Below are 14,865 nucleotides of genomic sequence, written 5' to 3'. Positions count from 1 at the left end.
TTCCGCGGTCGCGGGTGGCATGCGGGGATCCAGGCCCTGTCCGGCCCCGGAGGTCGCCCCTCGGACGGCCCTCTGTATGCGCCTGAGAGTGTCGCGCGTCACACCCGCCTTCCACAAGAGCACCGACCGGTCGCCCGTGCGGCGGAGCGGTTGGCCCGTGCGAGTGGCGTTTGCGACACGAGGCGACGTGTCACCGGGCCGGTTCCGCGGCTTTCCACTTCAGTGAGTGGGCAATAGGTGTGATGATCTCTAAATTCCACAAACAGGACGAAGAGGTACTAGACATGTCCCACGTCGGCGCCCCACGCGGGAGGACATGCTCCCGAACGCTCCGCTCCCTCGCGCTCCTCACCACCGGTGTGCTCGCCCTGCCCGTCCTGTCCGCGTGCACCTCGGACGACGACGGCGCGAGCGCGGACGCGGCCCCGGACATCGCGGCCGCGGGACGGGACCAGGTCACCGCGGGCGGCTCCCTGCGCTGGGCGATCGACACCATGCCCTCGACGCTCAACGCCTTCCAGGCCGACGCGGACGGCTCCACCGGCCGGATCGCCGCCGCCGTACTTCCCTCACTCTTCACGCTCGACAAACGAGGCCGCCCGCAGCGCAATCCGGACTATCTGGAATCCGCGAAGATCGTCGAGCGCGAGCCCAAACAGGTCGTGCTCTACAAACTCAATCAGCAGGCCGTGTGGAGCGACGGCCGCGAGATCGGGGCACCCGACTTCGTGGCCCAGTGGCGTGCCCTGAGCGGCAAGGACTCCGCGTACTGGACCGCGCGCAACGCCGGTTACGAACGGATCGAGAAGATCGAGCGCGGAGCGAACGACCTTGAGGTCAGGGTCACCTTCGGCAAGCCCTACGCGGACTGGCGGTCCCTCTTCACCCCTCTTTATCCGAAGGATGTGACGGGCACGCCCAACTCCTTCAACGACGGGGCCAGATCCAGTCTCAAGACGACGGCCGGGCCCTTCAGCGTCAAGAAGGTCGACCGCAAGGGCAAGGAGGTCACCCTTGTCCGCAGCGCCCGCTGGTGGGGAGAGCCCGCCAAGCTGGACTCGCTCGTGCTGCGCGCGGTGCCCAGGAGCAAACGCGCGTCGGCGCTCGCGGACGGCAAGCTCGATCTCGCCGAGATCGACAAGAGCGCGGCGGACCGTATCGCCCTGGCGGTCCGGGACCGCGGATCCGGCGAGCCGAAGCTCACCCATGGCCCCGGTGTCGCGATCACCCCTGCCTCCGCGCTCCGCTCCTGGGCGCTGGCCAACGGCTCGGACGAGGAGGAGGCCGAGGCCGCGCAGATCGCGCGCGAGCAGACGGCCGCGGCCATCGTCCGGTACGCCAAGGAGCAGAAGACGCTCCACGGATTCGTCGTACGCAAGTCGCTGGAACCCGCCTACACCCAGCTCGCGCTGAACGGGGAGACCGGACCGCTCGCCGACGAGCGGGTACGGCGTGCCGTCGCCCGCGCGCTCGACCGCCAGGAGCTGGCCGACACCGTGCTCAAGCCGCTCGGACTGCCGGCGAGGCCGCTCGGCAGCCATCTGGCCCTGGTCGGCCAGGAGGCGTACGCGGACAGCAGCGCGGCGCTCGGCAAGCAGGACACCCAGGAGGCGCGGGCGCTGCTGGCGGACGCGGGCTGGGTGCCGGGCGGAGCCGTCAAGAAGAAGGACGCGGCCAAGGCGGGCAGCAAGGGCGAGAACGCGAATCCCGAGGACGAGGAGGAAGCGGAGGAGAACGAGGAGGAGGCCGAGGAGGAGAAGCCCAAGGAGAAGTCGGCCGCCGAGAAGAAGTACGACGCCAAGCAGCGGGAGCTGGCGAAGAAGGAGGAAGAGGAGGCGAAGAAGAAGGAGAAGGCGGACGACAAGGACGTTCCCTCCGACGAGGGCTCGGTCATCGTCGGCGACGAGAAGTCCGGTCGGAAGACCAGGCCCGGCCAGGAGCAGACGCCGGGCCAGGAGCGGAAGCCCGCCCAGGATGCCGGGGAAGGCCAGGATCACCGGTCCGGCCAGGATCACCCGTCCGGCCAGGACGGGGCCGACCAGCAGGACTCGGCCGTCCAGGACGACAAGCCCGGCCAGAGGGCCCCCCGCCCCGAGTCCGCGATCCATGTCCTCGCCCCCGCCCCCGCCGCCGCCTTCCAGGGCGTGACCCTGCTCCGCCAGGCCGCCGTGGTGCGTGACACCCAGGACCAGGACAAGAAGCCGGGCGGTGTGACGGGCGCCTACGCCCCGCGCGGCACGGCCGCCCCCGCCCCGTCGGTCTCGGGCTCCCCCGCCCCGATGACCGGTCCGCTGGGCAAGGACGGGAAGGCCCTGACCCTGCGTTTCGTGCTGCCGTCGGGCGAGGGCTCGGAGGCGCTGCGCACGGTCGGCCAGCGGATCGCGCGGATGCTGAACCGTATCGGCGTCAAGACGGAGATCACCAAGGTGCCGGACGAGGGCTACTTCAAGGACCATGTCGCCTCCGGCGACTACGACCTGGCCCTCTACTCCTGGCCGGCCACCGCCTACCCGGCGACCGACGGCCGGCCGATCTTCGCCAAGCCCGTGCCCGCCAGCGACGGCTCCCTGCTGGTGGAGCAGAACTACACCCGCGTCGGTACGGACCACATCGACCAGCTCTTCAACCGGGCCGTGGCCGAGATCGACGAGAAGGCCAGCCGCTCCCTGGTGAAGCAGGCCGACGCCCGGATCTGGGCCGCCGCCGGCTCCATCCCCCTCTTCCAGCGGCCGGAACTGGTCGCGGCCAAGCCGGAGGTCGTGAACGCGGGAGCCTTTGGTCTCGGGGCCCCCAGATACCAGGACATCGGATTCACGAACGCCGGTACGTCGGGCTCCGGTGGCAAGGAGCAGAAGAAGAAGTAGCGAAGGAACGGTGAGCGAAGCATGAAGCGGCGGAAAAGCACCAGATGAACGCCGTGTGAGCGGCTCGCCACCCGATCAATTCGTTTGCCCGCCGGCCTGCCCGGCGGGCAAGCTCGTTCCTGTCCTTGACCCGGGCAGTTCCACACCCGCAGAACACCCCAGAATCAGCCGCTTCCATTGGGCCGGGAAGCCCCCGACACCTCGGCCCCGTACCATGGGACAAGCCGTGGCGTGTCAGCCCGGCGGGCGTACGAGGAAAGAACGCCGCATCCCACGATCGAGAGAAGCGCCAGCCAGCATGCCCACGCGCCACGACATCCGCAACGTCGCCATCGTCGCCCACGTCGACCATGGCAAGACCACTCTGGTCGACGCCATGCTGAAGCAGGCCGGCGCCTTCGCCGCGCACGCCGCCGAGCAGCTCGACGACCGGATGATGGACTCGAACGACCTGGAGCGTGAGAAGGGCATCACGATCCTGGCCAAGAACACCGCCGTGAAGTACCACCCCAAGACGGGTGGCGACCCGATCACCATCAACATCATCGACACCCCCGGCCACGCCGACTTCGGCGGCGAGGTCGAGCGCGGTCTCTCGATGGTCGACGCGGTGGTCCTGCTCGTGGACGCCTCGGAGGGCCCCCTCCCGCAGACCCGCTTCGTGCTCCGCAAGGCGCTCCAGGCGAAGATGCCCGTCATCCTCTGTATCAACAAGACGGACCGCCCCGACTCCCGGATCGCCGAGGTCGTCGACGAGACGTACGACCTCTTCCTCGATCTGGACGCGACCGAGGAGCAGATCGAGTTCCCGATCGTCTACGCCTGCGCGCGGGACGGTATCGCCTCGCTGACCAAGCCGGAGGACGGCACCGTCCCGGCCGACAGCGACAGCCTGGAGCCGTTCTTCAACACGATCCTGTCGCATGTCCCGGCTCCCGAGTACGACGAGTCGGCGCCGCTCCAGGCCCATGTCACCAACCTGGACGCCGACAACTTCCTCGGCCGTATCGCGCTCTGCCGGGTCGAGCAGGGTGAGCTCAGGAAGGGCCAGACCGTCACCTGGATCAAGCGTGACGGCTCCATGTCCAATGTCCGTATCACCGAGCTGCTGATGACCGAGGCGCTCACCCGCAAGCCGGCCGAGCGGGCGCGCCCCGGTGACATCTGCGCCATCGCCGGTATCCCGGACATCATGATCGGCGAGACCCTCGCCGACCCCGAGAACCCGATCGCGCTGCCGCTGATCACGGTCGACGAGCCCGCGATCTCGATGACCATCGGCACGAACACCTCGCCGCTGGTCGGCAAGGGCGGCAAGGGCCACAAGGTCACCGCCCGCCAGGTCAAGGACCGTCTCGACCGCGAGCTGATCGGTAACGTCTCGCTGCGCGTCCTGGACACCGAGCGCCCCGACGCCTGGGAGGTGCAGGGCCGCGGTGAGCTGGCGCTGGCCATCCTGGTCGAGCAGATGCGCCGGGAGGGCTTCGAGCTGACCGTCGGCAAGCCCGAGGTCGTCACCAAGCAGGTCGACGGCAAGACGTACGAGCCCATCGAGCGGATGACGATCGACTCCCCGGAGGAGCACCTCGGTGCGATCACCCAGCTCATGGCGACCCGCAAGGGCCGTATGGAGACCATGACCAACCATGGCTCGGGCTGGATCCGTATGGAGTGGATCGTGCCGTCCCGCGGTCTGATCGGCTTCCGTACGGAGTTCCTCACCCAGACCCGTGGCACGGGTATCGCCCACTCGATCTTCGAGGGCCACGAGCCGTGGTTCGGCGAGCTGCGCACCCGTAACAACGGCTCGCTGGTCGCGGACCGTTCCGGTTCCGTGACCCCCTTCGCGATGATCAATCTCCAGGAGCGCGGTGTCATCTTCACCGAGCCCGGTACCGAGGTCTACGAAGGAATGATCATCGGTGAGAACTCACGCTCCGACGACATGGACGTGAATATCACCAAGGAGAAGAAGCTCACCAATATGCGGGCCGCCTCCGCGGATTCCACCGAGAATGTGGTGCCGCCGAGGAAGCTCTCGCTGGAGCAGTCGCTGGAGTTCTGCCGCGACGACGAATGCATCGAGGTGACCCCGGAGACGGTGCGCATCCGCAAGGTCGTCCTGGACCAGAAGGAGCGCGGTCGCGCCGCGTCCCGGGCCAAGCACGGCTGAGCAGCCGCTCGGCAGCGCTCCGATGTGCTGACGCGCTTGAGGTGATGGTGTACGACGGCCCGGCCCCCGCTTGATCGCGGGGGCCGGGCCGTTCGTCGTGTGACCTCCGCTACGCAGGGGAGCGGGGCGCGATCGTCCGGTTCTGGAGGGTGACCGTTCCGAGAGGTTCCGGACAGCTTGACGTCAAGTTCGTTTTTGCGGATCGCGTCCGATTATCGGCGGGTGGTCACCGGATGGTGTGTTAACGGTCCGTTTCGCGGGTGTCTGCCTGGGATAACTTTGTCCGGATTTCGGGCGGACAGGGGGTGTCGATGTTGCCAAAACGAGACCCTTTAAGTGTGGTTTACGGCCCGGCCGTACTTAATAGTTGGCCATTGAGCTCGGGTCAATGGGTCAAACGCTATGGGGAGCGTCGACTCACGAGCACACTCGGGGTACTTGGAAACCGCACTGTCAGGGGTGTCAGCGCGCGTAGACAGTGCCCTTCTTGTAGTGACAAGTGGACTCATGAGGAGGACCCCATGCGTGGTGCCATAAGCACCAAATGGGTCGGGCGCGCGGTAGTGATCCCCACGGGGGAAGAGCGATCGTGACAAGTCCAGTACAGACCGAGGACGCCTCGTCGTCCACCGTTCCCGACGCGTCCGACGTGTCGAAGGACGGGACCCAGGAGGCCAAGACGCTCGCCGGGCTCTCACCCGGCCAGTTGATGTGGCGCCGCTTCAAGCGCGACCGTACCGGGGTCGTCTCCGCCGTGGTCGTCATCATCTTCTTCGCGGTCGCGCTTCTCGCGCCCGTGATCAAGATGGTCTACGGCAAGGACCCGTACACCCTGTACGGCCAGGACAGTCTTGATCTGCTCGACGAGTTCAACATGCCGACCGGCACCTTCGGCGGTATGTCGGCCGACCACTGGTTCGGTATCGAGCCCAACCTCGGCCGCGATGTGTTCATGCAGCTCATATACGGCATGCGCACCTCGATCTACACGGCGCTGGTGGCGACGATCCTGATGGTCGTCGTGGGCGTGCTGATCGGACTCGTCGGCGGCTACTACGGTGGCAAGATCGATTACTGGCTCGGCCGGCTCACAGACTTCCTGCTGGGCTTCCCCAGCCAGCTCTTCTTCATCGCCTCCATGCCGGTCGTCGTCGCGGCCTTCGTCCGCCCGGACGAGGAGACGCCCACGGCTCTCCGTGCCGGCGCGATCATCGTGGTGCTGTCGTTCCTCGGCTGGATGGGTCTGGCCCGGCTGGTCCGCGCCGCCACCCTCTCCCTGCGCGAACGGGAATTCGTGGAGGCCGCCAGGATCGCCGGTGCGTCTCCCTGGCGCATCATCCGCAAGGAACTGCTGCCCAATCTGGTCACACCGATCCTGGTGCAGGCCACCCTGCTGCTGCCGTCGACCATTCTCGGCGTCGCCTTCCTTTCCTTTGTCGGTGTCGGCTATGTGGAACCCACCCCGGACTGGGGCCGCATGTTCGCGACCGGGGCCGGCATCTACGAGCAGGACCCGGCTTACATGATCTTCCCGGGTGTCGCCATGGTCATCTTCGTCGTGGCGTTCAACCTTCTCGGCGACTCGGTTCGAGACGCCTTCGACCCGAAGTCCGGACGCTGACGTTCAGCCGAGGGGCTGCTGCCACCCGGGCGCCGGTCCATACCGGATGCGCCAGGCAGCACAGTTGGATCACTACTGACAGATAGGTACTCATCACCATGAGCATCTTTGGCACGCGCAAGACACGCGCTGTCGTCGTCGCCCTGGCGGCCGGCTCGCTGGCGCTGACCGCATGTGGCGGCAACGACGGCAACAGCGGGACCAAGGACAAGGGCAAAACCCAGGAGGACGCCGCCAAGCAGTCGGCGGCGGTTGTCTACGGTGACGCCAAGGCCTCCACCGGACCCGCGGCCGAGGTGCCCGGTGCCAAGCCCGGTGGCACCCTGACGGTCTACCAGGAGTCCGACTTCTCGCACCTGGACCCGGGTCAGAGCTATGTCAGTGACGCCAAGCTGCTGGACCGTCTGATCCAGCGCGGTCTGACGCAGTACCAGGAGGACGACAACGGCAAGCTCACCCTCGTGGGTGACCTGGCCACCGACTCCGGTAAGCAGACCGACGGCGGCAAGACCTGGACCTTCACCCTCAAGGACGGGCTGAAGGACCAGAACGGCGGCGCCATAACGTCGGCCGACATCCGCCACACCATCGAGCGCCTCTACGCGCCGTTCATCACGGACGGTCCGATCTACGTCCAGCAGTGGCTGTCCGGCACGGGCACCACCTACCGCGAGGCGCTCCCGGACGGTCCGTACAAGGGCAAGCACCTGCCCGACTCGGTCCTGGCGACCCCGGACGACAAGACGGTCGTCTTCAAGTTCAAGGACCCGCAGCCCGACCTGCCGCAGGCGCTCGCGATGCCCGGCTACTCGGTGGTGCCCGCGAAGGCGGACACCAAGGAGAAGTACGACACGGCCCCGGTCTCGACCGGCCCGTACAAGATCTCGGACTTCAAGCCGGGCAAGTCGATGACCCTCGTCAAGAACGAGAACTGGGACGCGAAGACCGACTCGGTCCGTCACCAGTACGTCGACGGCTTCAACATCGAGTACAACCACGACGACCCCGACCAGACCAAGACCCTTCTGGCCGACCGCGGCGAGGCCAAGAACGCCGTGATGTTCACGGGTCAGGTCGCCACCAACGAGGTCCGCAACGTCGTCAACGACCCCGAGGCGATGAAGCGCACGATCCAGGGCTACGCCCCGTACGTGTGGCAGCTCAACTTCAACCTGGACCGGATGAAGGACAAGAAGGTCCGGGACGCCATCACCTACGCGATGCCGAGCGCGCAGATCTACAAGCTCGACGGTGGCGCCTACGGCGGTGAGACCGCGACCGGTCTGATCTCCCCGACCACCCCGGGCTACGAGAAGGGTTACGACCCCTTCGGCAAGCTCAAGAAGCCGAACGGTGACGTCGAGAAGGCCAAGGCGCTCATCAAGGAGGCCGGCGCCGAGGGCCAGAAGGTCGTCTACGCGTACGGCAACACCCCCGTCCGCCAGCAGCAGGCCGTCGTCATCGCCGACCGGCTGAAGGCGATCGGTCTGGATGTCGTCAAGAAGGAAATCGACTCCACCACCTGGTACGAGCAGGTCGGCAAGGTCGACAACGGCCTGGACCTCTACATGACCGGCTGGGGCCAGGACTGGCCGTCCGCCTCCACGGTCATCCCGCCGCTGTACGACGGCAAGCAGATCCAGGACGGTTCCTCCGTCTACTCGCACATCAACGACCCCAAGGTCAACTCCGAGATCGCGCGCATCCTGAAGATCACGGACCCGGCCGAGGCCCAGGAGGCGTGGACGGCGCTGCACCACGACATCGTGGAGCGGATCAACCCGGCGGCACCGATCTACTTCACCAAGGTGTTCCAGATCTTCGGCTCCAACGTCGGTGGTCTGCGCTACTCGACCGACGCGAGCTACGTCGACGTCACGCGTCTGTTCCTGAAGAAGTAAGCAGCGTGTAGGCCGGGCCCGGAGGTGCGCACCCGGCGGAGTGCGCACCTCCGGTCCGCCGATCCTCACTTCTCGACCCCCTCACAGCCGCCGTCCTGAGAGCAGCGACCAAGCCATGCTTCAATTCCTTACTCGCCGGGCGTTCGGCGCAGTCCTGACCCTTTTTCTGATCAGTGCCGTCACGTTCTTCATGTTCTTCGCGATCCCCCAGGACCCCGCCCTGCTCGCGTGTGGCAAGAACTGCACTCCGGACGCGCTGGCGGTCATCCACCAGAACCTCGGCCTCGACAAGCCGGTCCCCGTACAGTTCTGGGACTTCATCGTCGGCATCTTCGCCGGCCGGGACTTCGCGGTCGGCCACTGCGCCGCCCCCTGCTTCGGTGTCTCCTTCGACAACCAGCAGATGGTGTGGGACACCATCATCGACCGGTTCCCCCTGACGCTCTCCCTCTCGGTCGGCGGTCTGATCGTCTTCCTGATCGTGGGCCTCGGCACCGGCATGCTGGCCGCGTGGAAGAAGGGCACCCCCACCGACAAGGTGTTCAGCTCCGTCTCGCTGGTGCTCAGCTCGCTCCAGATCTACTTCCTCGGCCCGGTCGTGCTCGGTCTCTTCGTCTACAGCACCGGCTGGCTGAACAAGCCGAAGTGGGTCCCGCCGTCGGAGAGTCTCAGCGGCTGGTTCATGGGCCTGCTGATCCCCTGGCTGGTGATGTCCGTGATCTTCACCGCCAACTACACGCGTATGTCCCGGTCGACCATGATCGAACAGCTTCAGGAAGAGCATGTCAGAGCGGCCCGCGCCAAGGGTATGGCCAGCCGCTATGTCTTCTTCCGCTACGCGTGGCGTGGCTCGCTCATCCCGATCGTCACCATCCTCGGTATGGACCTCGGCGCCCTCTTCGGCGGTGCGATGGTCACCGAGATCACCTTCGGACTGCCCGGCATCGGCCGGCTGGCCCGTGACTCGGTCATCGACAAGGACCTGCCGCTGACCATGGGCGTGATGATCGTCAGCGCCGCCTTCATCCTTCTGTTCAATGTCATCGTGGACGCCATGTACGCCGTCATCGACCCGCGCGTACGTCTGTCCTAGGAGAACGACCGTGACCACACTCACCAAGACCCAGGACGCCCCGGCCCCGAACGCGTCGGACCCGTTCCTGTCGGTGCGCGATCTGCGTGTCCACTTCTCCACCGAGGACGGCGTCGTCAAGGCCGTGAACGGACTCTCCTTCGATCTGGAGCGCGGCAAGACCCTCGGTATCGTCGGCGAGTCGGGCTCCGGCAAGTCCGTGACCAATCTGTCCATCCTGGGTCTGCACAACCCGGAGTCGTCATCCGTCACGGGCGAGATCCTGCTCGACGGCGAGGACCTCACGGACGTCTCGGGCAAGCGGCTCGAAAAGCTCCGCGGCAACAAGATGGCGATGATCTTCCAGGACGCGCTCACCGCCCTGTCGCCGTACTACACCGTCGGCCGGCAGATCGCCGAGCCGTTCATGAAGCACACCGGTGCCTCCAAGAAGGAGGCCCGCGCACGGGCGATCGAGATGCTGGCCAAGGTCGGTATCCCGGACCCGAAGAACCGGGTGGACGACTATCCGCACCAGTTCTCCGGCGGTATGCGCCAGCGCGCGATGATCGCCATGTCGCTGGTGTGCAATCCCGAACTGCTGATCGCCGACGAGCCGACGACCGCCCTGGACGTGACCGTCCAGGCGCAGATCCTCGATCTGCTCAAGGACCTCCAGCAGGAATTCGGCTCCGCGATCATTCTGATCACCCATGACCTGGGCGTCGTGGCCAATGTCGCCGACGACCTGCTGGTGATGTACGCGGGACGCGCCGTGGAGCGCGGCTCCGTACGCGAGGTGCTCAAGCAGCCGCAGCACCCCTACACCTGGGGCCTGCTCAGCTCGATGCCGCGCCTGTCGTCCGATGTGGGCGAGCCGCTTCAGCCCATCCCCGGCACCCCGCCCAGCCTGCTGAACCCGCCGTCCGGCTGTGCGTTCAACCCGCGCTGTGCCTATGTCGACCTGGTGGACGGGGGGCGCTGTCTGCACGAGCGCCCGCTGCTCCCGGAGGGGCGCGGCGCCGCCTGCCATCTGCCGGCGGACCGCAAGCAGCAGGTTTTCATCGAGAAGATTCAGCCCCGGCTGGGCTGATGTACCGGCGACTGGGGCTATGACCATGAGCGAGAAGAACACCACCACACCCGTCACGGACGCGGTCACACCGCGCCGTGACCCCGCCTCGGCGACCGAGCCGCTGCTCGAAGTGAAGGGCCTGACCAAACACTTCCCGATCTACGGCGGCTTTCCCATCAAACGGAGGGTCGGCGCGGTCCAGGCCGTCGACGGCGTGGACCTGAGCGTCTACCCGGGCGAGAGCCTCGGCCTCGTCGGCGAGTCCGGCTGCGGCAAGTCGACCACGGGGCGGCTGTTCACCCGGCTGCTGGAGCCGACCGCGGGCACGATCACCTACAACGGCCGGGACATCACCCACGCCTCACGCAGGCAGATGGCGCCGATCCGGTCCGAGATCCAGATGATCTTCCAGGACCCGTACGCCTCGCTGAACCCGCGGCAGACGGTCGGCACGATCATCTCCAGCCCGATGGAGATCAACGGCATCAATCCGCCCGGCGGCCGTGAGGCCCGGGTGCGGGAGCTGCTGGAGATCGTCGGGCTCAACCCGGAGCACTACAACCGCTTCCCGCACGAGTTCTCCGGCGGTCAGCGCCAGCGCATCGGGGTGGCCCGCGCGCTCGCGCTGGAGCCGAAGCTGATCGTCGCGGACGAGCCGGTCTCCGCGCTCGACGTCTCTATCCAGGCGCAGGTCGTCAATCTGCTCCAGGACCTCCAGCGCGATCTGGGCATCGCCTTTGTCTTCATCGCCCATGACCTGGCGATCGTGCGGCACTTCTCGCAGCGTGTCGCCGTGATGTACCTGGGCAAGGTGGTGGAGGTCGCGGACCGCGACTCGCTGTACGAGCGCCCCCGCCACCCGTACACCCACGCCCTGCTCTCGGCGGTGCCCGAGGCGGACATCGACCTGGACAAGAAGGAGCGGATCCGGCTCGCCGGCGACGTGCCCTCGCCGATCATGCCGCCCTCCGGCTGCCGGTTCCGTACGCGCTGCTGGAAGGCTCAGGACAAGTGCGCCACGGAGGAGCCGCCGCTGCTCCAGATCGCGGGCAACCGCGAGGGGCATCTGACGGCCTGCCACTTCCCGGAGGAGCCGACGACGGAGGCACGGGGCGAGGATGTCGTCCTGGACCCGGCGCTGGTGGCCATCGAGAAGGAGCTGTCCGAGGAGGCGTGAGCCGCCCCGGCCGCGCGCCGACGTACGGAAGGGCCCGTGCCCGAGGAGCTTCCTCCGGCGCGGGCCCTTCCGGTGTCCGCGCCCGCTATCGAGCGTCCGCTATCCGAGCGCCCGCTGTCCGAGCACCCGCTCGATGCCCTGCCGTACGAACTCCCGTGCCAGCTCGCCGCGGTGGGCCGGCCACCGGCCGGACGCGGCGCCGGACTCCGGGCCGTTCGCGGGAGTGACTGCGGGACCCTCGCCGCGCGTTCCGTATCTGCGGTGGGCGATGTCGTCGACGACCTCGGCCGGCGCGCCCCGCGCGCGCAGCTCGTCGAGCGCCTCCCGCTTGGTGACCAGCCGGCCCTCGCGCAGGGTCACCGCCGCCCGTGCGAAGGTCAGCATGCCCACATCGACCCAGATGTCCTGGAGCCACAGCTCGGGCCTGGCGGTGACCCGGAGCCAGTAGCCGCGCAGCTCGGCGCGGATGAAGTCCGTCAGTTCCGTGTCGCTCACCGCGGGCAGCAGGCCGGACGGCCCGGGGCCGCTCAGCACCCGTGCGCCCAGGGCCAGTTCACGACGGGCCACCGGGGTCACGGGCCGTTCGAACCACTCACCGAGGGCCCAGGTCGGATGGGTGCGCCCGGTGTCCGCCACACCGGTGAGAGGCAGATACGTACAGTGCAGCGAGCGGCCGTACGGCAGCTCGGCGACCAGCCGTTCATGGACGGCGCGCAGCCGCTCCTCCTGTACGCCGGTGAGTTCGCCGCCGACCAGCGCGATCAGATCGAGGTCGCTCCGGCCCGGCAGGAAGTCCCCGAGCGCCAGTGAACCGTGCGCCCAGAGCGCGACCGGGGGCACCACCGCGCCCAGGTCGGCCCCGAAGCGGCCGAGAAGCCGTGTCACCCCGGTGTCCTCGGTGTCCCCGGTGTCCCTGGTGGCCCCGGTGTCCTCGCTGTCCTCCATACGGACCACCCTCCCACGTGCGCGGGCACGGGAGAGGGACGGGGTACGCCGGTGTTCCGCCGGTCGGAAATGCCGTTGCGAGGAGGGCCCGGCCGCCGGATGAGGAGGTCGGTCTCGGGGTGGACACCCAGAACGCCTCGGGGGCGCTCAGGCTGTACGAGGCCGGCGGTATGGGGCTGCACTTCTCGGTGGACACCTGGGAGGTCACGCTGCCGGTGTGACGGGCCGGGTGACGGGCCGGGTGACGGGCCCGGCGTGGCGTGGTCCGTTGTGACGGGCCGTCATACCGTCGGCCCCCGGCCGCCCCGTACAGCCGCCATCAACGTGCGGATGATCACCGCGTGGGGTGTATTGGGGGACACGGAGGACGACCCGGCGCCCGGTGAGGAGGCACGTTCGATGCGTGGAGCCGCACCCGTCCCATGGGCCGTGTACGCGGTGGCCGCCGCCCTCACCGCGACAGCGTGCGGCGGGGGGAGCGCCGGCGCCGCCGGGGGACCCGACGGGGTGCTCTCCTCCTCCTGGGGCGATCCGCAGAACCCGCTGGAGCCCGCGAACACCAATGAGGTCCAGGGCGGCAAGGTCCTCGACATGATCTTCCGGGGGCTGAAGAAGTACAACCCGAGGACCGGCAGGGCGGAGAACGCCCTCGCCCGGCGGATCGACACCACGGACTCGACGAACTTCGCCGTCACCCTCAAGGACGGCTGGACCTTCAGCAACGGCGAGCCGGTCACGGCGAAGTCGTTCGTGGACGCCTGGAACTACGGCGCGCATCTGAGGAACAACCAGAAGAGCGCCTACTTCTTCGAGTACATCGAGGGGTACGACAAGGTCCACCCGGCCTCGGGCCGGCCCACCGCGGCCACCCTCTCGGGTCTTAGGGTCACCGGCCCCCTGTCCTTCACCGTCAGGCTGTCGCAGCGCTTCTCCACCTGGCCGGACACCCTCGGGTACGCCGCGTTCGCGCCGCTTCCCCGGGCGTTCTTCGACGACCACGACGCCTGGCTCGCCAAGCCCGTCGGCAACGGCCCGTACGCGGTCGAGAAGTACACCAGGGGCGCCCAGATGTCGCTGCGCACCTGGAAGGGCTACCCGGGCGGCGACAAGGCGCGCAACGGCGGAGTGGATCTGCGGGTCTACACGGACGGCAACACCGCCTACACCGATCTGGTCTCCGGCAATCTCGATCTGGTCGACGACGTCCCGGCCGCGCAGCTCAAGAACGTCAGGGCCGATCTCGAAGGCCGGTACATCAACACCCCCGCCGGCATCCTCCAGAGCCTCTCCTTCCCGTACTACGACCCGGCCTGGAACACCCCGGGCGCCGTCAAGGTCCGCACCGGCCTCTCCATGGCGATCAACCGTGAGCAGATCACCGAGACGATCTTCCACGGGACCCGCACCCCCGCCACCGACTGGACCTCCCCGGTCCTCGGCGCGGACGGCGGCTACAGGGCCGGGCTCTGCGGGAAGGCCTGCTCCTTCGATCCGGCCTCGGCGAAGAGACTGATCGCGGAGGGCGGCGGTATCCCCGGCGGCCGGCTCACCATCACGTACAACGCCGACAGCGGATCGCACAAGGAGTGGGTCGACGCGGTCTGCAACAGCATCAACAACGCGCTGGGAAACGACAGATCGTGTGCCGGCAGCCCGGTCGGCACCTTCGCGGACTTCCGTAACAAGATCGGCCGGAAGAAGCTCACCGGTCCGTTCCGCGCGGGCTGGCAGATGGACTATCCGCTGATCCAGAACTTCCTTCAGCCGCTCTACTACTCCAACGGCTCGTCCAACGACGGCAAGTGGGCCAACGCGCGGTTCGACGAACTGGTCAACGAGGCCAACGCCGATACGGACACCGCGACGGCGGTCCGTAAGTTCCAGCAGGCCGAGGAGGTCGTACGGGACGAGATGGCGGGGATCCCGCTCTGGTACCAGAACGGCAGCGCCGGTTACGCGGCCCGGATCTCCCATGTCGAACTGAACCCCTTCAGCGTGCCGGTCTACAACGAGATCAAGGTCGGCTGACACCGGGAA

9 protein-coding genes are annotated in these 14,865 nt (G+C 67.6%); 8 read left to right on the top strand and 1 reads right to left on the bottom strand.

Features of this window, described 5'->3' with window-relative positions; all coding sequences use genetic code 11:
- Positions 1 to 284: 284 nt before the first annotated feature.
- The 7 genes from OG214_RS13800 to OG214_RS13770 all read left to right on the top strand — a co-directional run bounded on the left by OG214_RS13800 (position 285) and on the right by OG214_RS13770 (position 11,883).
- Positions 285 to 2,864: an ABC transporter substrate-binding protein gene (locus tag OG214_RS13800; protein WP_405984886.1), complete on the top strand. Its 2,580-nt coding sequence runs from the start codon at positions 285 to 287 to the stop codon at positions 2,862 to 2,864.
- Between the two features lie 298 nt (positions 2,865 to 3,162).
- On the top strand, positions 3,163 to 5,037 hold the full coding sequence (gene typA / locus OG214_RS13795) for a translational GTPase TypA (RefSeq protein WP_363083913.1): 1,875 nt from the start codon (positions 3,163 to 3,165) through the stop codon (positions 5,035 to 5,037).
- A gap of 649 nt (positions 5,038 to 5,686) precedes the next feature.
- Positions 5,687 to 6,658 carry an ABC transporter permease gene (locus OG214_RS13790; RefSeq protein ID WP_363085965.1) on the top strand — a complete coding sequence of 324 codons (972 nt, stop codon included), beginning with the start codon at positions 5,687 to 5,689 and terminating at the stop codon, positions 6,656 to 6,658.
- A gap of 98 nt (positions 6,659 to 6,756) precedes the next feature.
- Positions 6,757 to 8,559: an ABC transporter substrate-binding protein gene (locus OG214_RS13785; RefSeq protein WP_363085964.1), complete on the top strand. Its 1,803-nt coding sequence runs from the start codon at positions 6,757 to 6,759 to the stop codon at positions 8,557 to 8,559.
- 115 nt (positions 8,560 to 8,674) lie between these two features.
- On the top strand, positions 8,675 to 9,652 hold the full coding sequence (locus OG214_RS13780) for an ABC transporter permease (RefSeq protein ID WP_363082236.1): 978 nt from the start codon (positions 8,675 to 8,677) through the stop codon (positions 9,650 to 9,652).
- A gap of 10 nt (positions 9,653 to 9,662) precedes the next feature.
- Positions 9,663 to 10,724, top strand: coding sequence for an ABC transporter ATP-binding protein (locus OG214_RS13775; protein ID WP_363082235.1), 1,062 nt, complete (start codon positions 9,663 to 9,665; stop codon positions 10,722 to 10,724).
- A 25-nt stretch (positions 10,725 to 10,749) separates the two neighbouring features.
- Complete coding sequence (locus tag OG214_RS13770) at positions 10,750 to 11,883, top strand: dipeptide ABC transporter ATP-binding protein (protein ID WP_363082234.1); 1,134 nt, start codon at positions 10,750 to 10,752, stop codon at positions 11,881 to 11,883.
- A gap of 99 nt (positions 11,884 to 11,982) precedes the next feature.
- Here OG214_RS13770 and OG214_RS13765 read toward each other — a convergent pair whose 3' ends face one another.
- A complete protein-coding gene (locus OG214_RS13765) occupies positions 11,983 to 12,828 on the bottom strand; it encodes a hypothetical protein (RefSeq protein ID WP_405984885.1) in 846 nt (281 codons plus the stop codon).
- Positions 12,829 to 13,227: 399 nt separating this feature from the next.
- Here OG214_RS13765 and OG214_RS13760 point away from each other — a divergent pair, with 399 nt between their 5' ends.
- Entirely contained in the window at positions 13,228 to 14,856 is a 1,629-nt protein-coding gene (locus OG214_RS13760; protein ID WP_363082232.1) for an ABC transporter substrate-binding protein, read from the top strand.
- The last annotated feature ends 9 nt before the right edge of the window (positions 14,857 to 14,865 follow it).

The sequence above is a fragment of the Streptomyces sp. NBC_00872 genome (assembly GCF_045161915.1).
GTDB lineage: Bacteria > Actinomycetota > Actinomycetes > Streptomycetales > Streptomycetaceae > Streptomyces.
This window is presented reverse-complemented; position numbering and strand designations above follow the sequence as displayed.

Bases quoted from the DNA above. Each gene is read 5' to 3' on its own strand.
- OG214_RS13800 (WP_405984886.1), top strand. From the start codon at position 285: ATGTCCCACGTCGGCGCCCCACGCGGGAGGACATGCTCCCGAACGCTC.
- typA (WP_363083913.1), top strand. From the start codon at position 3,163: ATGCCCACGCGCCACGACATCCGCAACGTCGCCATCGTCGCCCACGTC.
- OG214_RS13785 (WP_363085964.1), top strand. From the start codon at position 6,757: ATGAGCATCTTTGGCACGCGCAAGACACGCGCTGTCGTCGTCGCCCTG.
- OG214_RS13780 (WP_363082236.1), top strand. From the start codon at position 8,675: ATGCTTCAATTCCTTACTCGCCGGGCGTTCGGCGCAGTCCTGACCCTT.
- OG214_RS13770 (WP_363082234.1), top strand. From the start codon at position 10,750: ATGAGCGAGAAGAACACCACCACACCCGTCACGGACGCGGTCACACCG.
- OG214_RS13765 (WP_405984885.1), bottom strand. From the start codon at position 12,828: ATGGAGGACAGCGAGGACACCGGGGCCACCAGGGACACCGGGGACACC.
- OG214_RS13760 (WP_363082232.1), top strand. From the start codon at position 13,228: ATGCGTGGAGCCGCACCCGTCCCATGGGCCGTGTACGCGGTGGCCGCC.